This is a genomic window from Streptomyces sp. NPDC005374, assembly GCF_042872225.1.
Taxonomy (GTDB): domain Bacteria; phylum Actinomycetota; class Actinomycetes; order Streptomycetales; family Streptomycetaceae; genus Streptomyces.
Map to the genome: position 1 here is coordinate 1,111,790 of NZ_JBIAKA010000001.1, position 24,746 is coordinate 1,136,535.

Below are 24,746 nucleotides of genomic sequence, written 5' to 3' on the forward strand. Positions count from 1 at the left end.
GTCCGAACGGGACGGTGGAGCGGGCTGCACCCCCGGTCGGGGAGCACACTCCCTCGTGGCGGCGGCTCCGTCCCGGGATCGTGGACCTCATCAGGTCACCATCGGTTTCCGCACCGCACAGGAGTGTCCCGCCATGCCGCACAGCACCGCCCCGGCGACCACCGCGACCCGCTCCGGCCGCCCGGCGTCCGGCACATCACGCCGGACTCCGGCCACGGCCGTCCCCGTCATGCCGCTCTGGCAGGGCCTGGCCCACCTCTTCGCCCCGACGGACGCCGCCGTACGGCCGTGAGCGGTGGGCCGGTACCGGCCACGAGGGAGTGGGCCGTGACCGGTGGGCCGCCGCTCAGCCCACCTGCCCCGGCACCTCCTTCATCTCGTCCACCACCGCCCGCCGCGTGATCGCGATGGTGAAGGTCACCGTGCCCTTCTTGTAGGTCTCGTTCGGTTCGACCTGGACGTTGCGCTCACCGAGGAACGCGTACGTCTTCTTGTCGAAGATCCACTCCGTGCGCTGTCCGTTCTGCTCGTCAAGGCGTGCGATGGCGACCCCGTGGCGTCCGACGGCGTCGACCGCGTCGTCCACCGCGACGACCCCCGGGATCTCGGCCGCGGCCTTGTAGAGCGCGGCGGTGAGGTCCGCGGGCGGGTAGCTCTCGATCAGGAGGTCGCCGATGGCGACGAAGGCGGCCTGGTCGCGGGGGACTTCGGGGTCGCGGACGGCGTCCGACTCCTTGTAGATCTGTCGCAGCAGGGCCTTGGGGTCGGTGGGCAGTCGGACCAGCCGGTCGTAGGCCGAGCTGACCGGGTTCGGTCCGGCCAGGGTCATGCCGCCGTCCTCCGTGTTGCCGGGCTCGATCAGCCAGCCGTCCTTGCCGTCGGGGGACTCCCAGACCTGGCGGGAGTGCAGTTTCTCGCTCACCATCGTGGTCTTGTCGTCGACGGTCCTGGGGTAGGTGCTGGCCACCTTCGAGGCGATGTAGAGGAACTGGTCGTCGCGCACGGTGGGTTCGGAGGTGTCCGCGGCGGCCAGGGAGATGTGGTCGAGCAGCGGGGCGGCGCCCTTCGCGTCGGCGGCACCGACCCGGGTGGTCAGCGCGGGGCCGGTGGCCAGGGACGGCTCGCTGTCGCCGCCGGTGAGCGCGAGGCCGCCCACCACCACGCCGGCCAGGGCGCAGGCCATCGCGGGCAGCAGGATCGCCCGGCGCAGGAACGGGTTGGGTCGACGTGCGGCCACCGGGGCCGGTGCCGGGCCGGAGGCGGTCGTACGCAGGTCTTCGCGGATCTGGACCATCATCTGCTCCTTGTGGAACTGGTGGCGGCCCGCCGGCAGATCCCGCTCCACGGAGGGCAGAAGACCCTGGGTCTCCGTCCACTCGGCCGGGTGCGGCTGGGAGGGGTTGGCGTTCATCGGTTTCCTTCCTGTGCGGACCGGATCACGAACTCGCGATCACCTGTTATCTGCCGGTTCGTGCGGGTGGGTTCCCCTTTTTTTCGGGCGAGTTCGACCTCGGCCAGCTTCCGCAGCCTCCCGCGGGCCCGGGACAGCCGGGAGCGGACGGTCCCGACGGGGATGCCGAGGGCGCGGGCGGCGTCGGCGTACTCCAGGCCCTCCCACAGGCACAGCACGAGCACCTCGCGTTCGGGGCGTCTCAGTGAGGCGAGCGCGGTCAGCGTGGCGGCGATCCGGCGCCGGTCGTCCACCCGCCCGGACACCTCCTCCGCATGGTCGGCGACCTCCACGACACCCGCCTCGGCCGCGGCGTTCGCCGCCGCCCGGTAACGCCGGTTGCCGCGGCCGTGGGAGCGGGAGACGTTGGTGGCGATGCCGAGCAGCCAGGGCCGCAGCGAGCCCCCGTCGGCCTCGATCGAGTCCCGGCGCCGCCAGGCCTCCATGAACGTCGCCGACATGACGTCCTCGGCCACGGACCAGTCGGCGGTCAGCCGGAAGGCGTGGTTGTACACCGAGCGGGCGCACGCGTCGTAGAGCTCCGCGAAGGCGTCCGGATCCCCGGCCCGTATCCGGGTTCGCATATCTGTGGTCACGTTCTCAACTGCCTGACCGGATCACCGAGTTCCAGTGACCCCCGTCACATCCCTGTCAATCCTGTCAATGTTGTGCACTTTCTTGACGGCAGTCACCAGAGAGCCTAATTTCACGGTGTCCTTCCCCCGCTCAAGGGAGAGCGCGATGCCCCCGTCCCCCACCGCATCAGAACGCACCCGGCAACTCCGCCGAGTCGCCCTCTCGGGCCTGCTCGGCACCGCAGTCGAGTTCTACGACTTCCTCGTCTACGGCACCGTCGCCGCGCTCGTCTTCGGCGAACTGTTCTTCCCCGGCGCCGACCCCGCCGTGGGCACGATCGCCGCCTTCGGCACCTTCGCCGCCGGATACGTGGCCCGCCCCATCGGCGGCATCGTGTTCGGGCACTTCGGTGACCGGCTCGGCCGCAAGAACATGCTGCTGCTCACCATGGGCCTGATGGGCGGCGCCAGCTTCCTCATCGGTCTGCTGCCCACGTACGACACCATCGGCGTCTGGGCGCCGGTCCTGCTGATCACCCTGCGCGTGCTGCAGGGCATCGCCATCGGCGGTGAGTGGGGCGGCGCCACGCTCATGGTCGTCGAGCACGCCGGCGAGAAGCGCCGCGGCCTGTGGTCCAGCTTCACGCAGATGGGAGCCCCGCTCGGCTCCCTGATCTCCGCCGCCGTGGTCGCGATGGTCTCCACCCTCCCCAAGGACCAGTTCGCGGCCTGGGGCTGGCGGGTGCCGTTCCTGGTGAGCGTGCTGCTGCTCGGCGTCGGCCTGTTCGTCCGCCTCCAGGTGGTCGAGAGCCCGCTGTTCGCCGAGGTGAAGAAGGACCGCGCCGAGTCGAGGCTCCCCGTCCTCGACGTCCTGCGCCGCCCGAAGCCGGTGGTGCTGGCCTGCTGCGTCGGTATCGGCGCCTTCACCGCGCAGTCCCTGCTGACCAGTTACCTGATCTCGTACGCCACCGGCATCGGCTATCCCCGCCCGCAGGTGCTCACCGCGCTCACCGTCTCCGCCGCGGTCGCCCTGGTCGTCCTGCCCTGCGCCTCCGCGCTCTCCGACCGGATCGGCCGCCGCCCGGTCGTCCTCACCGGAGCGCTCCTGTCCGCCGCCACCGCCTTCCCCGTCCTCGCGCTCATCGACTCCAAGTCGTCGGGGGCCCTGATCCTGGCCGTGGTCATCGGCCACGGCATCTCCCAGTCGCTGATGTACGGCCCGCTCGGCGCCCTGTTCAGCGAGATGTTCGGCACCAAGGTCCGCTACACCGGCGCCTCCCTCGGCTACCAGGGCGCGACCCTGGTCGGCGCCGGGTTCTCCCCGATGATCGCCGGCAGCCTCGTCGCGAGCAGCGGCAACGGCACCCCCGTCGCCCTCCTGCTGTGCGGCGGCTCGCTGATCACCGCGCTGACGGTGTGGTTCGTCCGCGAGACCAGCCGTACCTCGCTCGGCGAGGACACCACCGAACAACCCACCGCCCCCCACACGGAGGAGATCACCGCATGAGGCACAGCACCCGCATCGCCTGCACCGCGGCCTTCCTGCTCACCCTCACCGCCGCACCCGCCGCCACGGCGGCGACCACCGCTGACCCGACCCACGTGGACGGCCAACTCCCCTCCGGCGCCACGTACATGATGGACGTCCCCACCACCTGGAACGGCACCGTCCTCCTGTTCAGCCACGGCTACAACGGCGGCCCGGCGAACCCGGCCCAGGACGCCCCCGACGCCCCCACCAAGGCCCTTCTCCTCCAGCAGGGTTACGCCCTCATCGGCTCCTCGTACGCCAGCACCGGCTGGGCGGTGACGGACGCGGTCCCCGACCAGATGGCCACCCTGAAGACCTTCACCGACCGCTTCGGCCAGGCCTCCCGCACCATCGCCTGGGGACGGTCCTACGGCGGCCTGGTCACCACCGCGATCGCCGAGCGCCACCCCGACGAGATCGACGGCTCGCTCTCCATGTGCGGCCTGGTCCAGGGCGGTGTGGCCAACTGGAACAACACCCTCGACCCGGCGTTCGCCCTCAAGACACTCCTGGGCTCCGACGTCCCCCTGGTGAACCTCCCGACCCAGCAGGCCGCCACCGACGCCGCGAACTCCCTGACCGCCAAGGTCGACTCCGCGCAGACGACGGCCGAGGGCCGGGCCCGTATCGCCCTCGCCGCCGCCCTGCACAACATCCCGGTCTGGAACGCGCCCACCCAGACCCGCCCCGCCGCGACCGACTGGGACGCCCAGCAGGCCAACCAGTACGACGCCGTCAAGGGCCTGCTGAAGATCGCCGCCTTCAACCGGCGCCAGGAGGCCGAGGTCCGGGCGGGCGGCAACATGTCCTGGAACACCGGCGTCGACTACACGCGGCTGTTCGGGGAGTCCTCCGTCCGCAAGGAGGTCACCGCTCTGTACAAGAAGGCCGGCCTCTCCCTGAGCAAGGACCTGGCCACCCTCAACCGGACCCCGCGCATCAAGGCGGACCGGAAGGCCGTGGCGTGGATGAGCAGCACCAGCTCCTTCACCGGTGAGCTCGCCAAGCCCCAGCTCTCCATCCACACCATCGGCGACCCCTTGGTCCCCGTCCAGACGGAGAGCGCCCTGAAGCGGGCGGTCACCGCGGCCGGCTCCGCTCCCCTGCTCCGCCAGGCGTACGTCGACAACGCCGGCCACTGCACCTTCAGCACCGCCGAACAGCTGGGCGCCCTCCACACCCTGGAGGACCGCCTGACCACCGGCAGCTGGCAGGGCACCGACCCGGCGTCCCTCAACGCCCGCGCCACCGCCGCCGACCCCACCACCCCCACCCGCTATGTCTCGTACCGGCCCACCCCCTACCTGCGCCCGTTCGACCTTGCGCACCCCGCCGACCGCCGGTGACCTCGTACGACCGCCCGCCGCACGGCCGGCGGGCGGCCGTACCCTTGCCCCCGTGGACGACGACATCCTGGACACCGTGGACGGGCCGCAGCCGCGCCCGCAGTCGCTCATGCTCGCCTTCTTCGGCAACCACGTGCTGGAGGAGGGGGAGCTGGGCGTCTACTCGGGCAGCATCATCGACGTGTTGGGCCGTGTCGGTGTGGGCGAGCAGGCCGTGCGCTCCACCCTCACCCGGATGGTCAACCGCGGCATGCTGCAGCGTCAGCGCGAGGGCCGCAAGATGTTCTTCGGCCTGACCCCGCAGGCCACCCGCGTCCTGATCGACGGCCGCACCCGCATCTGGGAGCAGGGCGCGGTCAACGACGACTGGGACGGCTCCTGGACCCTGCTCGGCTTCTCCCTGCCCGACTCCTGGAAGCGCCAGCGCCACGACCTGCGTTCCCGGCTGGCCTGGTCGGGATTCGGCGCGCTGTACAGCGGGCTGTGGATCGCCCCGGGTCATGTCGACGTCTCCGCGGTCGTCGCCGAACTGGGCCTCACCGCCCACGTGAAGATCTTCCACGCGCAGGCCGCCGAGGTGACCGACATCGCGCAGATGATCCGCGACACCTGGGACCTGGAGTCCATCGCCGCCCGCTACGTCACCTTCGACAAGCGCTGGAGCGCCCACCTGGGCAACGGCCCCGACACCGACCCGATCGGCACCCGTCTGCGCCTGGTCAGCGAGTGGCTGTGGACCATCCGCACCGACCCGCGCCTCCCCGCCCGCCACCTCTCCCCGGCCTGGCCGGCCCGCACGGCGCAGGAGACCTTCCGCCGGGTCGCGGAACAGACCCACCCGGCCCTGACGGCGGCCCGCACGGCACTGGAGACGACCCCCCTGCACCGGCAGCCCGCCCCGGCCTCCACGTCCGGTTCGCTCCCGTAGGCGATGAACACCCCGGTGCCGCCCCGCCGTCGCCCCGCGTTCACCTCCCCCGCCAACGATGCGCACATGAGACGTCTCACCCCCGCCCTCGCCACCGCAGGGCTCGCCGCCCTCCTCGCGACCGCCGCGTTCCCCGCGCAGGCCGTGTCCGAGCACCGCGGCGACAGCGACAGCTACGGGACGAAGGCTCCCTACGAGCCCCAGCAGAACCCCCGCACCTACCAGAAGGCCCCCGCCGGTTTCGTCCCCGTCTTCACGGAGAACGTCTCCCGGCACGGCTCCCGCGCCGCGACCGACAGCGAGGACGGCGACCTGGTCCTCGCCCTGCTGGACAAGGCCCGGGCGGCGAACGGACTCACCGCGAAGGGCCGGGAGTTCGGCCCGAAGGTGCAGGCGCTCCAGGCCGCCATGAGCGGTGTCGGCTACGGCGACCTCAGCGGCCGTGGCAAGCAGGAGCTGAAGGACACGGCCACCCGCCTCGCGCAGCGACTGCCGGGCCTCTTCGCCACGATCGCGAAGAAGGGCGAGAGGATCGACGTCGTCAGCTCGGGCCAGGGCCGGGCCGTGGACAGCGCGAACATCTACGCCGGGACCCTCGCCGAGAAGGACCCGGAGCTCAAGCCGCTCATCGGCGCCACCCGCACGGACGTCGACCTGCTGTACTTCCACAAGGCCGCCGGCGGCAAGGCGTACCGCGACTACATCGCGAACGACCAGCGCCTCGCGGACACCCTGAAGAGCGTCACCGACCAGCCGAAAACCCACAGCGCGGCCCGCGGCGTACTGCGGAAGCTCCTCCGTACGTCCTTCGTCGACACGCTCTCCGCCGACGACCAGGTGACCGCGGCCCAGGCCGTCTACAACCTGTACGCGATCGCCCCCGCCATGCGCGAGGAGAGCCCCGGCGGCAGGGGCTGGGGCCTGGAGAAGTTCATCGCGAAGCGGGACGCCGACTGGTTCGGATACCTCAGCGACGCCGAGGACTTCTACGAGAAGGGCCCGGGCTTCGCGGACAGCGACATCACCTACAAGATGGCCGGCGTCCTGCTCGACGACCTCTTCAAGCAGGTCGAGGCCAAGCGGGCCGGCACCCGCGACCTGGGCGCCGAACTCCGCTTCACCCACGCCGAGGAGATCATCCCGCTGGCCGCGCTGATGGGTCTGCCGGGCAGCACCCAGGGCGTCACGGCCGCGAAGCCGTACACGTACGCCACCAACGCCTGGCGCGGTGCCGCGGTGGCCCCGCTCGGCGCGAACATCCAGTGGGACCTGTACCGCAAGGGCAACGCCTACCTGGTCCGCATGCTCTACAACGAGAAGGAGACCGCCTTCAAGCAGGCCTGCAGGCCGGTCTCGAAGGGCAGCAAGTTCTACGACCTGAACGAACTGGAGCGCTGCTTCGGCAGGACGGCGAACTGACCGGGCGAACACGGACGCGGGCGGTCACCGACGCGGGGGCTCGACCTCCGGGGCTCAGCCTCCGGGGGCGTCCCCGCCGACCGTGAACCCGATCACCGTGCCGCCCCCGTCCCGGGGGAACGCGAACGGCGCTCCCCCGTGCGACAACGCCACCTCCCGCACGATCGACAGCCCGAGCCCCGACCCCGGCAACGACCGGGCGTCCGCCGCCCGGAAGAAACGGTCGAAGACCCGCACCAGGTCGGCGTCGGTGATCCCCGGCCCCCGGTCCAGCACCTCCACCCGCACCGGCCCGGCCGCCGTGATCCCGGAGACCGAGATCTCGATCGCCGCGGTGCCCTCCCGGTCGAACTTCGCCGCGTTCTCCACGAGGTTCGAGACGGCCCGCTGGAGCATGCCCGGCCGCCCGTCGGTCGTCGTGGCACCGCTCGCGTGCACGAGGACCTCCCGGCCGGTCCGCCGCCGGGCCAGCCCCGCCACCTCCTCCGCGACATCGGCGAGATCCACCCGCTGGGGCGGCTCGTTGTCCGCCTGCCCCGCCGCGAGATCGACCAGCTCGTTGACCAGATCGGTCAACTCCCGGGCCTCCTGCGTCAGATCGGCGACCAGTTCGTCCCGGGTCTCGGGCGGCAGCTCGTCGATCCGGCGCAGCAGCGAGATGTTCGTACGCAACGACGTCAACGGCGTCCGCAGCTCGTGCCCCGCGTCCTGCACGAGCCGCCGCTGGTCCTCCTCGGACTGCGCGAGCCGCCCCAGCATCCGGTCGAACGCCCGACCGAGCCGCCCCACCTCGTCGTAGCCGGTGACCGGCACCTCGATACCGAGCCTCCGGGTGCGCGCGACATCCTCCGCGGCGGACGTGAGGATCACCAGGCGCCGGGTGATGCGCCGGGCCAGCCACCACCCGAACAGCCCGGCCCCCACCACCACCGCGGCCATGAGCAGAAACGTCCGCTGCTGCAGCGCCCTCAGCAGGTCCTCGGTGTCGCTGAACTCCTGGGCGACCTGCACGGCCCCGCGCCCCCCGCCGAGCGAGACGGTGGCGATCCGGTAGACGTCGCTCCCGACCGAGACCTCCTTGTGCAGCGCCATCCGCCCCGCGTTACCGGCGGCCGCGATCCGCCGGTCGGCGGAGACCACCGGCAGCGCGGGACGCCCCGGGTCGGCGACGGCCCCGGAGGCACCCAGCACCTGTACGTCCGTCCGGGCGGGCCGCACGAGGTCGTGCCCCGGAGCCGACGACGAGAAGTCCTCCGGCGTCATCCGGTGCTGGCTCACCTCGTCCCGCAGATCCTGGACGACCTGGTCGAACACGGACTCCTGGTCCACCCGCACCAGCCGGGCGGCGGCGTTGTAGGACAGCACACCCACCAGGACGGTCACCGCGGCCGTGACCACGGCGAAGGACACGGCGAACGTGGTCCGCAGGGACAGCAACCGGGGCCGGGGCCGGGCCCACAACCTGGCCAGCCGCCCCACTCAGTCCTCCCGGAGCACGTAACCCACGCCACGCACCGTGTGGATCAGCTGCGGGGCGCCGGGGTCGTCGAGCTTGCGGCGCAGGTAGCCGACGTACACGGCGAGGTTCTTGGAGCCGGGCCCGAAGTCGTAGCCCCAGATACGGTCGTAGATCGTCGAGTGGTCGAGCACGATCCCCGCGTTGCGCACGAGCAGCTCCAGCAGCTCGAACTCGGTGCGGGTCAGCTCCAGCTCGCGCGTCCCCCGCCAGGCCCGCCGCGCCTGGATGTCCATGCGCAGTCCGGCCGCCTCGATCCGCCCCTGGGGCAGCTCGGGAACGGCCGCCTTCGGCGCGACGCCGGCCGGAGCCATCCCGTCCGGGCTGGTGCGCCGCAGCAGGGCGCGCAGCCGGGCGAAGACCTCCTCGACGTCGAACGGCTTGACCACGTAGTCGTCGGCGCCCGCGTCCAGTCCGGCGATCCGGTCCTGGGTCTCCACGAGGGCCGTCAGCATGAGGATCGGCGTCCGGTCGCCCTCGGCGCGCAGCACCCGGCAGACCTGGAGTCCGTCGATCCCGGGCATCATCACGTCGAGGACGAGCACGTCCGGCGGCGTCCGGTGGGCCTGCGCCAGCGCCTCGACGCCGTCGGCGACCGCCGTGACCTGGTAGCCCTCCAGGGTCAGGGCGCGTTCCAGGGCATGGCGGATGGCACGGTCGTCTTCGGCGAGCAGCACGTTTGGGGGCACGTGCCCAGTCTGCCAAGGCCTTCGGCGGTTGGCCGAGGTGAGCAGTCCCGCAGTGGCCCTTCTTACTGGCCTCTCACCGTGACGGCCCAGCCTCCGGGCGACCCGGATCAGACCCGCAGCGCCGCCAGCCGCTCCTCGAACGGCACCACCGCGCCGAACCCGTCAGCCGCGCCCACCACGGGCCCACGCCCGGCCGGAAGCCCCGCCGACAGCCCGGACATCAACCCCGCCAGCTCCCCCGCGGCCCGCTCGATCCGCCCGTCCAGCCCCTCGGCGCCCCAGTCCTCCGACGCGGCGTACACCCCGGTCGGCACGACGACGGCCTTCAGGTAGGCGAACAGGGGTCGCAGCGCGTGATCCAGCACGAGGGAGTGCCGGGCCGTCCCGCCGGTCGCCGCGATCAGCACCGGCTTCCCGGCCAGCGTCTCCGGCTCCAGCACGTCGAAGAACGACTTGAAGAGCCCGCTGTACGACGCCGAGAACACCGGCGAGACGACGATCAGCCCGTCGGCCCGGGCCACCGCCTCCTGCGCGGCCGACAGCTGCCTGCCGGGGAACCCGTTGGTGAAGTTGTGCGCGATCTCCACGGCGAGCTCCCGCAGCTCGACCACCTGGACCTCGACCGGCGTCCGCCGACCGACCGCCGCGGCCAGCCGGTCCCCCAGCAGCCGCGTGGACGAGGGCACGCTCAGCCCCGCGGACACGACGACGAGCTTCATACGGCGGCCTCCTTGCGGGCGGTGGTGAGCAGCGACGCGTGCGTGGGGGCGTCCGGCACCCCGGCCGGGCGGCCCACCGCGAACTCCTTGCGCAGCACCGGCACGACCTCCTCGCCGAGCATGTCGAGCTGCTCCAGGACGGTCTTCAGGGGCAGCCCGGCGTGGTCCACGAGGAACAGCTGGCGCTGGTAGTCCCCGGCGTACTCGCGGAACTTCAGCGTCTTCTCGATGACCTGCTCCGGGGAGCCCACGGTCAGCGGGGTCTGGTCGGTGAAGTCCTCGAGGGACGGCCCGTGCCCGTACACCGGGGCGACGTCGAAGTAGGGCCGGAACTCCTTCACCGCGTCCTGCGAGTTGCGCCGCATGAACACCTGCCCACCCAGCCCCACGATGGCCTGCTCGGCCGTCCCGTGCCCGTAGTGGGCGTACCGGGACCTGTACAGCTCGACCATCTGCTTGGTGTGGTCGGCCGGCCAGAAGATGTTGTTGTGGAAGAACCCGTCGCCGTAGTAGGCGGCCTGCTCGGCGATCTCGGGCGAACGGATGGACCCGTGCCACACGAACGGCGCGACCCCGTCCAACGGCCGCGGAGTCGACGTGAACCCCTGCAGTGGCGTCCGGAACTTCCCCTCCCAGTCGACGACGTCTTCACGCCACAGCCTTCGCAGCAGCGCGTAGTTCTCGATCGCGAGGTTGATCCCCTGCCGGATGTCCTGCCCGAACCACGGATACACCGGCCCGGTGTTGCCGCGCCCCATCATCAGATCCACCCGCCCGTCGGCCAGGTGCTGGAGCATCGCGAAGTCCTCGGCGATCTTCACCGGGTCGTTCGTGGTGATCAGCGTGGTGGAGGTGGAGAGGATCAGCTTCTCGGTCTGCGCCGCGATGTACCCGAGCATGGTCGTCGGCGACGACGGCACGAACGGCGGGTTGTGGTGCTCACCGGTCGCGAAGACGTCGAGCCCGACCTCCTCGGCCTTCAGCGCGATGGCGACCATGGCCTTGATCCGCTCGCGCTCGGTCGGCGTACGGCCCGTCGTGGGGTCCGGCGTGACATCACCGACGCTGAAGATCCCGAACTGCATGGTCCCTCACCCTCCAGTTTGTTGACGGTTAAACTATAACCGCACGCCCGGAGAACGAAGCCCCGTCCGCCCCTATTCCCACCACCCCAGGGCCGCAGGACCACGCCAACGCGCGCCCCCACAACCCACCCAGAGCCGCGGGCCCGTTCAACCCACGCCCCCACCACCCACCCAGGGGCGCGGGGAACTGCGCGACCAGCCCCCACGCACCCGCAGCCGAACAACGACCGCACGCAGCCGCCACCCCACCCCGGTCCACCCCAGCGTGCACTTCCCGCGCCCCGCCTCAGAAGTAGTACTCATCCCCGCTGTCCAGCACCAGCACCCGCTGCCGGTCGTTCTCCCGGTTCCGATCCACCGTGCCGCCGTTCCACACCGTGTCGATCTCCAGCAGCACCTCCGACGGCGCCCCCAGCAACCGCACCCGCATCTCCACCCGCTCCCCCACCTCGTCCGCCGCCAGCGCCCCCACCCGGCACAGCACCACCCGTTCCTCCGCCCGCGCACACCCGCCCGGCAGCACCTGCCGGTCCACGAGCGGCTCGGACCACCGCAACCGCACCGTCGCGTCCGGTACGGAGGCGGGCCCGTGGTTGCGCGGCGTGAACCGTACGTCCACCCGCCCGCCGGACATGGACGCGGCCCCGTGATACGCCAGATCCGCCTCGGGCCCCCCGCCGGCGACCGCCGTACCCCCACCCCCCAGCACCGCGCCCGCCGCAACAGCCGCACCCCACACCGCAAGCACCCGCATGCCACCCACTCCTCGCTCCAGCCGCCCGAACCGCCGTGGTCGCATGGATGTATCCCACGTACGGCGCACGACAGGCGCCCTCCAACAGGTGACCCGGGCCCCGCCGACCCGGCATGGGAAGCTGACCGGCATGTTCGTAGCCCGCTCCGCCGCCCTCTTCGTCGTAGCCGCGTTCTTCGAGATCGGCGGCGCCTGGCTGGTCTGGCAGGGCGTACGGGAGCACCGCGGCTGGATGTGGACCGCGGGCGGCGTCCTCGCCCTCGGCGCCTACGGCTTCGTCGCCACCTTCCAGCCCGACGCCCACTTCGGCCGCATCCTCGCCGCGTACGGCGGGATCTTCGTGGCCGGCTCGATCCTGTGGGGTATGGCCGCGGACGGCTACCGCCCCGACCGCTGGGACATCGCGGGCGCGCTGATCTGCCTCGCGGGCATGGCCGTGATCATGTACGCCCCACGCGGCGACTGACGAGTCCGCCAGGACCGCCCTGCGGACCGCCTCGGAGCACGGCCACGAACCCGCCTATCCTGGCGGGGAGCCCGTCACCCGCACGTCCGAGGAGCAGCCCATGGCCCCCGCCGCACCGTCCGCCGCCTCCCGCATCGCCGTCGTCACCGGTGCGAGCAGCGGAATCGGCGCGGCGACCGCACGGCAGCTCGCCGCGGCCGGCTACCGCGTCGTCCTGACCGCCCGCCGCAAGGACCGCATCGAGGCACTCGCCGAGGAGATCAACACGGCGGGCCACCAGGCGACGGCCTACCCGCTGGACGTGACGGACCGGGCCGCGGTCGACGAGTTCGCCTCCGCCTTCAAGACGATCGGCGTCCTCGTCAACAACGCCGGCGGAGCCCTCGGCGCCGACCCGGTCGCGACCGGCGACCCGGCCGACTGGCGCACGATGTACGAGACGAACGTCATCGGCACCCTGAACCTCACCCAGGCCCTGCTCCCCAAGCTCGACGCGAGCGGCGACGGCACGATCGTCGTCGTCTCCTCCACGGCCGGCCACGGCACCTACGAGGGCGGCGGCGGCTATGTCGCCGCAAAGCACGGCACCCACGTCCTCGCCGAGACCCTCCGCCTGGAGATCGTCGGCCGACCGGTCCGCGTGATCGAGATCGCGCCCGGCATGGTCAAGACCGACGAGTTCGCCCTGACCCGCTTCGGCGGCGACCAGGAGAAGGCCGAGAAGGTCTACCAGGGTGTCGCCGAACCCCTCACGGCCGACGACGTGGCCGACACGATCACCTGGGCGGTCACCCGCCCCAGCCACGTCAACGTCGACCTCCTGGTCCTGCGCCCCCGCGCCCAGGCCAGCAACACGAAGGTCCACCGAGACCTGTGAGCGGCCCTGAAAGAGACCGGAAGGACCCGCACGACGAACGCCACATGTGGTGGTGGCTCGCCTACTTCCTCTTCGGCATCCACATCGTCGCCTTCGTCATGATCTACGCGGTCATGCACGCCCCCAAGTGAGCGGAAAACGGCGGGCGTTGCGACGTCCCCACTGCTACCTTGCGAGCGAGACCGTGACGTCACCGCGAGGAGGTGAGACCCATGAACGCTGTATCCATGTGGGTGCTCCCCCCTGCTTCACGGTCCGGCGACTGACGTAACGGTCACCGGGAGCGCCTCACCGAAGGCACTCCCGAAAGGCATCACGCCATGAAAGACATCCGCGAACGCGACTTCACCGTCGGCGAGGTCCCCGGCGTCCTCTGGTCCCCGGCCACCGCCGCCGAAGACGCCCCCCTGATCCTGATGGGCCACGGCGGCGGCACCCACAAGAAGGCCCCGGCGATGACGGGCCGCGCCGACCTCCTGGTGACCGCCGGCTTCCACGTCGCCGTCATCGACGCCCCGGGCCACGGCGACCGCCCCCGCAGCGCACACGACGAGGCAGAGATCGCCGAGCTCTACCGGGCCCGCGAGGCGGGCGAACCGGAGGGCCCGATCGTCGTCCGCTACAACGCCTACCTGGCAGAACTCGCCGTACCGGAATGGCAGTCGACCCTGGACGCCCTCCAAAAGTCCCCGGAGATCGGCCCGAACGCCCCGGTCGGCTACTACGGCATCAACATGGGCACGGCCATCGGAGTCCCCTTCGTGGCCGCCGAACCCCGCATCAAGGCAGCGGTCTTCGGCCAGCACTGGCCCGACGCCCTGACCGAACCGGCCCAACAGATCACCATCCCGATCGAGTTCGCCATGCAATGGCACGACGAACACATCCCCCGCGAATCCGCCCTGACCCTGTTCGACGCCTTCGCCTCAAAGGAGAAAACCCTCCACGCCAACGCAGGCACCCACAAGCAACTCCCCCGCTTCGAGGCCACCAGCGCGGTCCACTTCTTCATCCGCCACCTGAACCCGCATCACCCACAGGGATGAACCCCATCGATCACCCGAACGGCACCTGAACTGGCGACCTAGGCTCACGCCACAACATCAACACGACGGCCCTCGGCTGGGCGGCAACCCGGCCGAGGGCCTGACCGACAAGGAAGTAGAGCTTCCCTGTGGCTGAATGCGAGCCTAACCCCCACCAGTTCATGGACCTCACGGTCCCCGAGTACGCGTACATGTTCGGCTTCTTGCAGGCGGACGGGCACCTGCAGCAAGGAGTGGGCCAGAAAGGCAAGTTGACCGCCGAGATCAACGTCCGGGACATCGATCTCCTGCGCAAGTTCCAGAAATTGACGCCATACAACAGCAGCATCACCGAACGCACACGCTCAACCAACTTCGCCGAGACCCACACTTCGGCCACCTGGACGCTGTGCTCCCTCGAAGCCAGAACGCTAGTGAACGACCTCGGCCTGCCCTACGGCCGCAAGTCCAGGGCAATCGCCCCGCCGCGAACCCCGTTCTCAGCGTGCGACTACCTCCGAGGCCTGATCGACGCCGACGGCTCGGTGGGCTACACCGGGCAAGGGTTCCCGTTCATCTCCCTCACCACACAGAGCACGGCCATTGGCGCCTACTTGTGTTCCTACGCCGAGAGCGTCACGGGTGCCGAGCGCACCCTCAAACGGAATGTCCGAGACGGCATCTACAACATCCTCTACGTGAAGGAGAACGCCCAACGGTTGGCGGCGCACCTCTACTACCCGGGCTGCCTGTCACTGAGCAGGAAGCAGACCGCGGCCGATTCACTCGGACCATGGGTCCGCCCTGCGGGCATGGCACGCCGTCCTCCCCGCATCCAATGGACTGCTGAAATGGACCGGGTTCTGCTCGCAGCCCCAACCATCGCCCACGCCGCCGCGGAGCTCGGGTACTCCACGAGCCCTTGCCAACAACGCCGGTGGCAATTGCTGCATGGCGTCGTACCGCTGCCGGACTGAGCGCTCTGTGGGGCGTGGCACTCGATCGCCGCGCCCCACAGCACTTCTAGCCCTTCACGCAGATGAACTGCTTCAGCTTCGCCACGACCTCGACGAGATCGCGCTGCTGCTCCATCACCTGGTCGATGTTCTTGTAGGCACCCGGGATCTCGTCGAGGACTCCCGAGTCCTTACGGCATTCGACGCCCCGCGTCTGCTCCTCCAGATCCCGCACAGAGAAGCGCCTTTTGGCCGCGTTCCGGCTCATGCGCCGACCTGCCCCGTGGGAAGCCGAGTTGAATGCCTTCTCGTTTCCGAGCCCCTTCACGATGTACGAGCTGGTGCCCATGGAACCGGGAATGATCCCGTACTCGCCGGAGCCTGCACGGATCGCTCCCTTACGGGTGACCAGCAGATCCATTCCCTCGTAGCGCTCCTCCGCTACATAGTTATGGTGGCAGGAAGTCTCCGTCTCGAAGGTCGGCTTCGCCTTCTTAAACTCCCTGCGGATGACGTCCTTCAGAAGGCCCATCATGATCGCGCGGTTGTGCTTCGCATACTCCTGAGCCCAGTACAGATCGCTCCGGTACGCCCCCATCTGCGGAGTGTCCGAGACGAACACCGCCAGGTCACGGTCGACCAGCCCTTGGTTGTGCGGGAGGTTCTGGGCCACGCCGATGTGGAACTCGGCCAGTTCCTTGCCGATGTTCCGGGAACCGGAGTGCAGCATGAGCCAGACCGAATCTGACTGATCGAGACAAATTTCGATCATGTGGTTGCCCCCGCCCAGCGTCCCCATCTGCTTGGCCGCCCGCTCCCCACGGAACTTCACCGCTTCGGCCACCCCATCGAACCGCCCCCAGAAGTCGTCCCACCCCGCAGTGGCCAGCCCATGGAACCGCCCCGGCTCCACAGGACTGTCATGCATCCCCCGCCCCACCGGAATCGCCTGCTCGATCTTCGACCTGAGCCGGGACAGGTCCCCCGGCAGGTCGTTCGCCGTGAGGGACGTCTTCACCGCCGACATTCCGCACCCGATGTCCACGCCCACCGCGGCCGGGCACACCGCACCCTGCATCGCGATGACGGACCCGACGGTCGCGCCCTTGCCGTAGTGGACGTCCGGCATGACGGCGAGGCCCTTGATCCACGGCAGGGTCGCGACGTTGCGCAGCTGCTGCAGGGCACCGTCCTCGACGGTGGCCGGGTCGGCCCACATCCTGATCGGGACCTTGGCGCCCGGCATCTCCACGTACGACATTTCGTCCTCAATCCCCCGGAAACAAACAGAAGTCTCATTTCGCAAAACCGGCGCCAAGATCGACGTATGGGACGACGGACCGGCGTTCACAGCAGTGCGTGCGATACACATTGTCCTCAGGGGACGCCCCCGTGCGGCAAGTGATTAACCTGCGGGGACACTCTGATCCCCACGAGTCGGAGACATTCCGAGAGGAGCCCCACCGTGCAGCGGAAGGCCTACGTACCCGGCGTCGCCGCCCTCCTCGCGGCGCTGTTGGCCGGCTGCACCGGCAGCTCGGGCAACGACGGCACGACGGACGACGCGAACCCCGGCGACCAGGGCACCGCCTCCGTGGTCGCCCAGCCCGGCAAGTACCGCACGCTCCCCGAGGCCTGTGGCGTGGTGAGTCAGAGCACTCTCGACGCGCTGCTGCCCGGCATCGCGCAGATCACCGACGAGGACCAGCGCGCCAAGGCCTACGAGGGCGAGGCCACGCTGACCTACGACACGGACCGCAAGGTCGGCTGCCGTTGGAAGGTCGAGGCCACGGACGCCACCGAGTACCTGTCGATCGACTTCGAGCGGGTGGTGTCGTACGACAACGCGGTCAGCGACGACAGCCAGGCGCAGCAGCTCTTCGCGCAGGTCGAGGACAAGGCGGACCTGCCGGTGGCGGCGACGTCGAGTGCCGTGTCGGACGTGGAGGAGAGCGGCACGAGCGGTGCCACAGAGAGCCCGGCGGCGGGGTCCTCGACCGCCCCCAGCGGCACCGCGTCCGCCTCGGCCTCTCCGAGTGGCTCCGCCACTCCGTCCGATCTCGAGCCCCGTCTGCTGGACGATCTCGGTGACGAGGCGTTCCTGGACGACGCGTTGAGCGGTGCCGGTTCGACGGCGCAACAGCGCAAGGTGACTGTGGCGTTCCGCACGTCCAACGTGATCGTGACGATCGAGTACGAGGAGCAGCCGACGTCGGTCGGCGTCACTCCGGACAGCAAGGAAATGCAGGACAACGCCCGGAAACTGGCCTCGCAGCTGGCCGGGTCGCTGTCCGGCTGAGAGTTCTGCACACACCCCTCACCCATGCGCACCAAGCGTTCGAAGCTGGACCGCACAGGTTCCTCACCGCGTACGGTGACTCCTCGGACCCGATCCGACGGCAGGAACCACAAGCGTCATGAGTGAAGGAACCATGCAGCGACGAGCAGAGCGTGACCGAGGTGCCCGGCGAGCGAAGCGTCTTCACCGCGTCCTTGTTGGCGCGGCCGCAGTCCCCGTGATGCTGATCGCCGCGGGCTGCTCCTCCGACTCCGGCAGTAACAGCGGTAGCTCCGCCGCAGGCAAGGGCGCGGACGGCGGGGCCTCTGCGTCGGCCTCCGTGAGCGCGGCGCCCACGGTGCAGGCGGCGGCGTACAAGTCGCTTCCCGAGTCGTGCGGGGTGCTGTCGGCGAAGACTCTGAAGTCGCTGGTCCCGGAGGCCTCGAAGTCGGGCAAGAAGGGCACGTCGGAGGCGGGCACACGCGGGAGTTGCTCCTGGAGCAGCCTCGACAACAACGGTGTCAAGGGCTCGCAGTTCCGCTGGCTGAACGTCTCGTTGCTGCGCTTCGAGTCGGACACCTCGCGCGGTACGGGTGAGGCGCAGGCGCAGAAGTACTACCAGCAGCAGATCCAGGACGCCCAGTCGGTGGCCGGTGCGAAGGGCACCAAGTCGCAGGCGGTCGCGGGCACGGGTGATGTGGCGACGCTGGTGCGTTACGACCTGAAGAAGAAGGAAGGCGCCTTCAGGCAGCAGACGGTCGTCACGCGCGTGGAGAACGTCGTGGTCACCGTCGACTACAACGGCGCGGGTCTGGCGGGTGACAAGGCTCCTGGCGCGGACGCTCTCGCGAAGCTCGCGGAGAAGGCCGCGAAGGAGGTCGTGACGTCGGTGTCGGCGGCGAACGGCGAGGGCGGGTCGGGTGCGGCGCCGTCCACTGCGCCTTCCAAATCGGCGTCCCCCTCCGCGTCCACGTCGAAGGCGCCGTCGAAGTCGCCGTCAAAGGCGCCCTCCAAGTCGGCATCTCCGTCCAAGTCGACCGCGAAGACCAGCTGAAGTAGCGCCGAAGTAACGCTGACGGCCAGTACCGGCCACCCGTCCACAGCACACATGTGCCAGTCTGTTGCCCGCAACAACACGTACAGGGAGGGGAGTACGGGTGTCCGCGCCCATCCAGCTGACTCGAACACATCGCGTGCTCATCGGCGTGGTGGTGTTCGGTGCCGTGATCATCGCCGGCATCGGCTTCGCGGGGTCCTATGCGGCCGTCCGCGAGCTCGCCCTCAAAAAGGGTTTCGGGAACTTCAGTTACGTCTTCCCGATCGGTATCGACGCGGGTATCTGTGTCCTGCTGGCCCTGGACCTTCTCCTGACGTGGATCCGGATACCGTTCCCGCTGCTGCGTCAGACGGCCTGGCTGCTGACGGCGGCGACGATCGCCTTCAACGGTGCGGCGGCCTGGCCGGACCCGCTGGGCACGGGCATGCACGCGGTGATCCCGGTGCTGTTCGTGGTGGCGGTGGAGGCGGCCCGGCACGCGATCGGCCGCATGGCGGACATCACGGCGGACAAGCACATGGAGGGCGTCCGGCTCACCCGCTGGCTGCTGTCTCCCGTCCCCACGTTCCTGCTGTGGCGCCGGATGAAGCTGTGGGAGCTGCGCTCCTACGAGCAGGTCATCAAGCTGGAGCAGGAGCGTCTGGTGTACCGGGCCCGTCTGCACTCCCGCTTCGGCCGTGCCTGGCGCCGCAAGGCTCCGGTGGAGAGCCTGATGCCGTTGCGGCTCGCGCGGTACGGCGTCCCGCTGGCCGAAACGGCCCCTGCGGGCCTGGCGGCCGCGGGCATCGAGCCGGTGCTGCTGCCTCCGGTGTCCCAGGTCGCCGTAGACGCGCCCGCGGCCCCGGGCAGCCGTGCCGTCGAGGCCGCGCCCGTCCCGCCGAGGGCGGCGCCTCCCGGCGAGCAGCGCCCGGAACTGGGCAACGGGCCCGACGCGTACGAGGTGCCCGACCCGTTCGACGCGGAGCAGAGCCCCTGGTTCGAGGCGCCCAGGCAGGTCGAGTACCAGGGTGGCTACAACCCCAACTACACCCCGCAGGAGCAGTACGAGAGCTGGTACGAGGAGCAGCTGGAGGCCGAGCAGTACGAGCTCCAGCAGATCCAGTACGCGGAGCCTCCCCGGGAGCCGGAGCTGAACCCCTCCATGGAGGAGACGGGCAGTTTCCCCATCCCGGTGGCCGGTGGTCGTACCCGTGAACTGGGTGAGGGCGGCGGTCCCCCGGAGCCGACCGAGGAGGACTTCTACCAGGTGTTCAAGAAGTCGATAGACGGCAGCTATCCCTCCCCCGGGCAGCTCAGGGGCGATGTGGAGGCGACGTTCGGCACGACGCTCCCGCAGCGCGACGCCGAGCGCATGGTCAAGCGGTTCACCAACCGCCACACGGCGGAACTCCAGGAAGACCACATCGCGTAGGACGTGTGTCCAGGAGCTCGGTTGGGGGCTTTCCCCCGTGCCACCGCCTGCGGACTGCCGGAGACGGTGGCAAAGGGGAGCGGGTGCTGCCGCTCACCAGGTGAGGTGTCAGGCCACCCAGCCGATGAGCAGCCCGCTCAACAAGGCGGCGGTCCCGGCGAACCATATGGGCCGGTCGTGCTCGGAGTTCCAGCGATCTATCGCCATGGTGGCGAACACGGCGATGCACAGCCTGAAGAAGATGTCGGCCAGTCCGTCGTCCCGCCCTGTGAGGATCTGGCTCGCGGTGAAGCCCACGGCGGTCCACACCGCCAGGGGCTTCACGGCGGATCTGTCGTCGGCGACGAGGAGAGCCACGACGAACACCGCCTGAACTATCTCAACAGCCGGCATGGGTACCTCTCGTACTGGGTGTCCCCACCGTCGGAGACCGCGATGTCCGCTGTCGCAACGGCCGGCGTGAGGTCGGCACCCGTGTCGGACAGCGACGTGTCGATGTTCTTCCAGGCACCGTCCTGCTTCACCCGCACCGGGCCCGCGTACGCCTCCGTCTGCAGCTCCCCGCCGGGCAGGGCGTACGTGGTCGAGTCCGCGGACCTGGACGTGTCCGAGGCCGCTAAAACCAGCCGGGTCGTTCTGCGCGGCGGCCCCACTCGCCACAGGTCGCGTCTCTTCAACGCCCCTCCCCCTCCACTGACCGTCAGGGATGCACGTGCACCCCGAGTGAGGAGTGAGCAAAGGGGAGTTACCTGTCGCGGAGGTTAACGAAACCGCTCCGACCTGGACGAACACACCCTCAAACCCGACACCATCTCCCCATAAGTCCCACTTCGGAAGCTCACGAACACCTCAGAGATCCTTTACGGAACCGTGATGGTCATCTCCTGATCGCCCGGCACCCGTGAAGCAGACATGCGAAAGGGGCCCTCGTCCGAGAACGGGGCCCCCTTTCACCTGCCGCCCGTCACTCCCCGAGCAGCGCCCGGACCCGCTCCTGTCCTACGGCGAGCAGCAGCGTGGGCAGCCGGGGCCCGGTGTCCCGCGAGACGAGCAGCTGGTACAGCAGGGCGAAGAACGTCCGCTGGGCGGTCTTGATCTCGGCGGGCAGTTCCTTGGGGGTCGCGTCCGCGGAGAACCCGGCCTGCACCTTGGGCACGCCGTAGACGAGGTGGGTGAGCCCGTCGAGCGACCAGTTCGCGGCGAGCCCGTCAAGCAGCAGCCGCAGCGACTGCTGGGAGGCCTCGTCCAGGGACTTCAGCAGTTCGGCGTCGGCCTCGTCGCGCACGATGGTCCGCTGGTCGGCGGGTACCTGCGTGTTGATCCACGCCTCGGCCTTGTCGTACCGCGGCCTGACCTCGTCCAGTGCCCCCAGCGGGTGGGAGGGGTCCAGTTCGCTGAGGATCCGCAGCGCCTGGTCGCCGTGCCCGGCGGTGATGTCGGCGACGGACGCGAGCGTCCGGTACGGCAGGGGGCGGGGCGTGGTGGGGAGCTCGCCGCCGCCCGTCCGTACCGCGCGGGAGTGCGCGGCCACGTCGGCGGGCAGCGCGGAGCCGTCGGCGACCTTGGCGTCGAGCTTGTCCCACTCGTCGTAGAGGCGCTGGATCTCCTGGTCGAAGGCGATCTTGAAGGACTGGTTGGGCCGGCGGCGGGCGTAGAGCCAGCGCAGCAGCTGCGGTTCCATGATCTTCAGGGCGTCGCCGGGGGTCGGGACCCCGCCCTTGGACGACGACATCTTGGCCATCCCGGAGATGCCGACGAACGCGTACATCGGCCCGATGGGCTGCTTGCCGCCGAAGATCCCGACGATCTGCCCGCCGACCTGGAAGGACGACCCGGGAGAGGAGTGGTCGACGCCGGAGGGCTCGAAGACGACACCCTCGTACGCCCAGCGCATGGGCCAGTCGACCTTCCAGACCAGCTTGCCGCGGTTGAACTCGTTGAGCCGGACGGTCTCGGCGAACCCGCAGGCGTTGCAGGTGTACGACAGCTCGGTCGTGCCGTCGTCGTAGGAGGTGACGGTGGTGAGGTCCTTCTCGCAGTTGCCGCAGTAGGGCTTGTACGGGAAGTACCCGGCGGAACCGGAGGACCCGTCGTCCTCAGCGGCCGCGCCGGACCCTTCGGCGGCCTCGACCTCGGCCTCGTCGACCGGCTTCTGCTGCTTCTTCGCCGCAGCGGCGGCCGGGGCCTTCTTGGTCCGGTACTGGTCGAGGATCGCGTCGATGTCCCCGCGGTGCGCCATGGCATGCAGGATCTGCTCGCGGTAGACGCCCGAGGTGTACTGCGCGGTCTGGCTGATCCCGTCGAACTCGACGCCGAGTTCGGCGAGCGCGTCGACCATGGCGGCCTTGAAGTGCTCGGCCCAGTTCGGGTACGACGACCCCTCGGGCGCGGGCACGGAGGTCAGCGGCTTGCCGATGTGCTCCGCCCACGAGCCGTCGATCCCGGCGATCCCGGCGGGCACCTTGCGGTACCGGTCGTAGTCGTCCCAGGAGATGAGGTGCCGCACCTGTAGTCCCCGGCGGCGGATCTCGTCGGCGACGAGGTGCGGGGTCATGACCTCGCGGAGGTTGCCCAGGTGGATCGGGCCGGACGGGGACAACCCGGAGGCGACGACCACTGGTTTGCCGGGGGCCCGACGCTCCGACTCCTCGATGACCTCATCCGCGAAACGGGAGACCCAGTCGGTGGTCTCGGTGCTCTGACCCACGATCGGCACGTCCTTCTTTCTATGGGACAACCAGCTGCACCCTCAGTTTAGGCGGCGCAGCCGCCTCCCAGGGGCGCGGGGAACTGCGCGACCGGCCCCCCACCGTCCCGCGGCCAAAAAAACCGCTACACCCCCCATGGGATACTGACCGTGCCCATCAGATCCCCCGAGGAGAACGGCACCCCTTCCCATGGCCCCGGTCACGCCCCTCAGCGACAACGTCAACCAGCAGCTCGCCTCCGCCATCTCCGCCACCCTGCCGGAGGCACCCGCGGACCCCCTGCTGCGACGTAGCGACCGGGCCGACTTCCAGGCGAACGGCATCCTGGCGCTCGCCAAGAAGGCCAAGGCGAACCCGAGGGACCTGGCGGCGCAGGTCGTCTCCCGGATCACCACCGGCGACCTGATCAAGGACATCGAGGTCTCCGGCCCCGGCTTCCTGAACGTGACGCTGACCGACAGGGCGATCACGGAGAACCTCGCGGCCCGGCACGCCGACGCGGACCGGTTGGGCGTCCCCCTCGCGGAGCACCCCGGCACCACGGTCGTCGACTACGCCCAGCCGAACGTGGCGAAGGAGATGCACGTCGGCCACCTGCGTTCCGCGGTGATCGGCGACGCGCTGCGCGCGATGCTCGACTTCACCGGCGAGAAGACGATCGGCCGGCACCACATCGGCGACTGGGGCACCCAGTTCGGCATGCTGATCCAGTACCTGTTCGAGAACCCCGGCGAGCTGGCCCCGGCGGCCGAGGTCGACGGCGAGCAGGCCATGAGCAACCTGAACCGGGTGTACAAGGCGTCCCGCGTGGTCTTCGACTCCGACGAGGAGTTCAAGGAGCGGGCGCGGAAGAGGGTCGTCGCCCTGCAGTCCGGCGACAAGGAGACCCTCGAGCTCTGGCAGCAGTTCGTGGACGAGTCGAAGGTCTACTTCTACTCGGTCTTCGAGAAGCTGGACATGGAGATCCGCGACGAGGAGATCGTCGGCGAGTCCGCGTACAACGAGGGCATGCCCGAGACCGCCCGCCTCCTGGAGGAGATGGGCGTCGCGGTCCGCTCCGAGGGCGCCCTTGTCGTCTTCTTCGACGAGATCCGCGGCAAGGACGACCAGCCGGTCCCGCTGATCGTGCAGAAGGCCGACGGCGGCTTCGGCTACGCGGCGAGCGACCTGACAGCGATCAGGAACCGCGTTGTCGACCTCCAGGCGACGACGCTCCTCTACGTCGTGGACGTACGCCAGTCCCTCCACTTCAAGATGGTCTTCGAGACGGCCCGCCGGGCGGGCTGGCTGACCGACGGTGTCACCGCGCACAACATGGGCTACGGCACGGTGCTCGGCGCGGACGGCAAGCCGTTCAAGACGCGTGAGGGCGAGACGGTACGGCTCGAGGACCTGCTGGACGAGGCCGTCGAGCGGGCCACCGCCGTCGTCCGCGAGAAGGCCGAGAAGGTGGGCCTCACCGAGGAGGAGATCGTCGAGAACGGCCGTTACGTCGGCATCGGCGCCGTGAAGTACGCGGACCTGTCGACCTCCCCGAGCCGCGACTACAAGTTCGACCTGGACCAGATGGTCTCCCTCAACGGTGACACGAGCGTCTACCTCCAGTACGCGTACGCGCGCATCAGGTCCATCCTGCGCAAGGCGGAGGACGCCTCCCCGGCACCGCACCCGGAGCTCGAACTGGCCCCGGCGGAACGGGCGTTGGCCCTCCACCTGGACGCCTTCGGCGCCACGGTGTTCGAGGCGACGGCGGAGTACGCCCCCCACAAGGTCGCCGCGTACGTGTACCAACTGGCGTCCCTGTTCACGACGTTCTACGACCAGTGCCCGGTGATCCGGCCCCGCCCGGCCCAGGACATCGTGGAGAACCGCCTGTTCCTGTGCGACCTCACGGCCCGGACCCTGCACCGGGGAATGGCCCTGCTGGGAATCAGGACGCCCGAGAAGCTCTGACCC

General features: G+C 69.9%; 24 protein-coding genes. 14 read left to right on the forward strand and 10 right to left on the reverse strand.

The features are described 5' to 3' along the window. The first annotated feature begins 133 nt into the window (after nucleotides 1-133). Nucleotides 134-292, forward strand: coding sequence for a hypothetical protein (locus ACFYRX_RS05160; RefSeq protein ID WP_389096735.1), 159 nt, complete (start codon nucleotides 134-136; stop codon nucleotides 290-292). A gap of 54 nt (nucleotides 293-346) precedes the next feature. On the opposite strand, the gene ACFYRX_RS05165 is transcribed toward ACFYRX_RS05160, so the two are convergent. Together ACFYRX_RS05165 and ACFYRX_RS05170 are read right to left on the reverse strand one after the other, a co-directional pair. Then, nucleotides 347-1,411 (reverse strand): CU044_5270 family protein, encoded by a 1,065-nt coding sequence (locus ACFYRX_RS05165; protein ID WP_389096737.1) that lies wholly within the window; start codon nucleotides 1,409-1,411, stop codon nucleotides 347-349. Next, nucleotides 1,408-2,034: an RNA polymerase sigma factor gene (locus ACFYRX_RS05170; RefSeq protein ID WP_389096739.1), complete on the reverse strand. Its 627-nt coding sequence runs from the start codon at nucleotides 2,032-2,034 to the stop codon at nucleotides 1,408-1,410. The genes ACFYRX_RS05165 and ACFYRX_RS05170 overlap by 4 nt, the downstream gene beginning before the upstream one ends. Before the next feature lie 157 nt (nucleotides 2,035-2,191). On the opposite strand from ACFYRX_RS05170, the gene ACFYRX_RS05175 reads away from it, so the two are divergent. The 4 genes from ACFYRX_RS05175 to ACFYRX_RS05190 all read left to right on the forward strand — a co-directional run bounded on the left by ACFYRX_RS05175 (nucleotide 2,192) and on the right by ACFYRX_RS05190 (nucleotide 7,249). Continuing rightward, the gene (locus ACFYRX_RS05175; RefSeq protein WP_389096741.1) at nucleotides 2,192-3,532 is read left to right on the forward strand and encodes an MFS transporter; all 1,341 of its coding nucleotides are present in this window, start codon (nucleotides 2,192-2,194) and stop codon (nucleotides 3,530-3,532) included. After that, a complete protein-coding gene (locus ACFYRX_RS05180) occupies nucleotides 3,529-4,902 on the forward strand; it encodes an alpha/beta hydrolase family protein (protein WP_389096743.1) in 1,374 nt (457 codons plus the stop codon). Before ACFYRX_RS05175 ends, ACFYRX_RS05180 begins: the two co-directional genes overlap by 4 nt. Nucleotides 4,903-5,011: 109 nt before the next feature. Continuing rightward, nucleotides 5,012-5,830, forward strand: a complete 819-nt coding sequence (locus tag ACFYRX_RS05185) for a PaaX family transcriptional regulator C-terminal domain-containing protein (RefSeq protein ID WP_389096946.1) — start codon at nucleotides 5,012-5,014, stop codon at nucleotides 5,828-5,830. Nucleotides 5,831-5,896: 66 nt separating this feature from the next. Further along, nucleotides 5,897-7,249 (forward strand): histidine-type phosphatase, encoded by a 1,353-nt coding sequence (locus ACFYRX_RS05190; RefSeq protein WP_389096745.1) that lies wholly within the window; start codon nucleotides 5,897-5,899, stop codon nucleotides 7,247-7,249. 54 nt (nucleotides 7,250-7,303) lie between these two features. On the opposite strand, the gene ACFYRX_RS05195 is transcribed toward ACFYRX_RS05190, so the two are convergent. The 5 genes from ACFYRX_RS05195 to ACFYRX_RS05215 form a co-directional block, all read right to left on the reverse strand. Next, a complete protein-coding gene (locus ACFYRX_RS05195; protein WP_389096747.1) occupies nucleotides 7,304-8,728 on the reverse strand; it encodes an ATP-binding protein in 1,425 nt (474 codons plus the stop codon). After that, the gene (locus tag ACFYRX_RS05200; protein WP_389096749.1) at nucleotides 8,729-9,454 is read right to left on the reverse strand and encodes a response regulator transcription factor; all 726 of its coding nucleotides are present in this window, start codon (nucleotides 9,452-9,454) and stop codon (nucleotides 8,729-8,731) included. A 107-nt stretch (nucleotides 9,455-9,561) separates the two neighbouring features. Further along, nucleotides 9,562-10,173 carry an FMN reductase gene (locus ACFYRX_RS05205; protein WP_389096751.1) on the reverse strand — a complete coding sequence of 204 codons (612 nt, stop codon included), beginning with the start codon at nucleotides 10,171-10,173 and terminating at the stop codon, nucleotides 9,562-9,564. Beyond that, nucleotides 10,170-11,258, reverse strand: a complete 1,089-nt coding sequence (locus ACFYRX_RS05210) for an LLM class flavin-dependent oxidoreductase (RefSeq protein WP_389096753.1) — start codon at nucleotides 11,256-11,258, stop codon at nucleotides 10,170-10,172. Before ACFYRX_RS05210 ends, ACFYRX_RS05205 begins: the two co-directional genes overlap by 4 nt. A 286-nt stretch (nucleotides 11,259-11,544) precedes the next feature. Then, nucleotides 11,545-12,012, reverse strand: coding sequence for a hypothetical protein (locus ACFYRX_RS05215; protein WP_389096755.1), 468 nt, complete (start codon nucleotides 12,010-12,012; stop codon nucleotides 11,545-11,547). A 130-nt stretch (nucleotides 12,013-12,142) separates the two neighbouring features. Between ACFYRX_RS05215 and ACFYRX_RS05220 the strand changes: the two genes are divergently transcribed. From ACFYRX_RS05220 to ACFYRX_RS05240, 5 genes are all read left to right on the forward strand, one after another. After that, the gene (locus ACFYRX_RS05220; RefSeq protein WP_389096948.1) at nucleotides 12,143-12,478 is read left to right on the forward strand and encodes a YnfA family protein; all 336 of its coding nucleotides are present in this window, start codon (nucleotides 12,143-12,145) and stop codon (nucleotides 12,476-12,478) included. Between the two features lie 100 nt (nucleotides 12,479-12,578). Then, nucleotides 12,579-13,355: an SDR family NAD(P)-dependent oxidoreductase gene (locus ACFYRX_RS05225; protein WP_389096757.1), complete on the forward strand. Its 777-nt coding sequence runs from the start codon at nucleotides 12,579-12,581 to the stop codon at nucleotides 13,353-13,355. Further along, the gene (locus ACFYRX_RS05230) at nucleotides 13,352-13,486 is read left to right on the forward strand and encodes a hypothetical protein (RefSeq protein ID WP_389096759.1); all 135 of its coding nucleotides are present in this window, start codon (nucleotides 13,352-13,354) and stop codon (nucleotides 13,484-13,486) included. The genes ACFYRX_RS05225 and ACFYRX_RS05230 overlap by 4 nt, the downstream gene beginning before the upstream one ends. Nucleotides 13,487-13,675: 189 nt before the next feature. Beyond that, nucleotides 13,676-14,401, forward strand: a complete 726-nt coding sequence (locus ACFYRX_RS05235; protein ID WP_389096761.1) for an alpha/beta hydrolase — start codon at nucleotides 13,676-13,678, stop codon at nucleotides 14,399-14,401. A gap of 161 nt (nucleotides 14,402-14,562) precedes the next feature. After that, nucleotides 14,563-15,357 carry an LAGLIDADG family homing endonuclease gene (locus tag ACFYRX_RS05240; protein WP_389096763.1) on the forward strand — a complete coding sequence of 265 codons (795 nt, stop codon included), beginning with the start codon at nucleotides 14,563-14,565 and terminating at the stop codon, nucleotides 15,355-15,357. 46 nt (nucleotides 15,358-15,403) lie between these two features. Here the strand turns inward: ACFYRX_RS05240 and ACFYRX_RS05245 are convergent, their stop codons facing one another. After that, complete coding sequence (locus ACFYRX_RS05245; protein WP_389096950.1) at nucleotides 15,404-16,597, reverse strand: RtcB family protein; 1,194 nt, start codon at nucleotides 16,595-16,597, stop codon at nucleotides 15,404-15,406. Between the two features lie 204 nt (nucleotides 16,598-16,801). On the opposite strand from ACFYRX_RS05245, the gene ACFYRX_RS05250 reads away from it, so the two are divergent. From ACFYRX_RS05250 to ACFYRX_RS05260, 3 genes are all read left to right on the forward strand, one after another. Continuing rightward, entirely contained in the window at nucleotides 16,802-17,635 is an 834-nt protein-coding gene (locus tag ACFYRX_RS05250; protein WP_389096765.1) for a DUF3558 domain-containing protein, read from the forward strand. A gap of 118 nt (nucleotides 17,636-17,753) precedes the next feature. Then, nucleotides 17,754-18,668 carry a DUF3558 family protein gene (locus tag ACFYRX_RS05255; RefSeq protein WP_389096767.1) on the forward strand — a complete coding sequence of 305 codons (915 nt, stop codon included), beginning with the start codon at nucleotides 17,754-17,756 and terminating at the stop codon, nucleotides 18,666-18,668. Between the two features lie 103 nt (nucleotides 18,669-18,771). Continuing rightward, the gene (locus ACFYRX_RS05260; RefSeq protein WP_389096769.1) at nucleotides 18,772-20,082 is read left to right on the forward strand and encodes a DUF2637 domain-containing protein; all 1,311 of its coding nucleotides are present in this window, start codon (nucleotides 18,772-18,774) and stop codon (nucleotides 20,080-20,082) included. 108 nt (nucleotides 20,083-20,190) lie between these two features. Here ACFYRX_RS05260 and ACFYRX_RS05265 read toward each other — a convergent pair whose 3' ends face one another. Further along, the gene (locus ACFYRX_RS05265; RefSeq protein ID WP_389096771.1) at nucleotides 20,191-20,448 is read right to left on the reverse strand and encodes a hypothetical protein; all 258 of its coding nucleotides are present in this window, start codon (nucleotides 20,446-20,448) and stop codon (nucleotides 20,191-20,193) included. A 598-nt stretch (nucleotides 20,449-21,046) separates the two neighbouring features. Beyond that, the gene (gene lysS, locus ACFYRX_RS05270) at nucleotides 21,047-22,798 is read right to left on the reverse strand and encodes a lysine--tRNA ligase (RefSeq protein ID WP_389096773.1); all 1,752 of its coding nucleotides are present in this window, start codon (nucleotides 22,796-22,798) and stop codon (nucleotides 21,047-21,049) included. Between the two features lie 181 nt (nucleotides 22,799-22,979). On the opposite strand from lysS, the gene argS reads away from it, so the two are divergent. Then, the gene (gene argS, locus ACFYRX_RS05275; RefSeq protein ID WP_389096775.1) at nucleotides 22,980-24,743 is read left to right on the forward strand and encodes an arginine--tRNA ligase; all 1,764 of its coding nucleotides are present in this window, start codon (nucleotides 22,980-22,982) and stop codon (nucleotides 24,741-24,743) included. Nucleotides 24,744-24,746 lie beyond the last annotated feature (3 nt).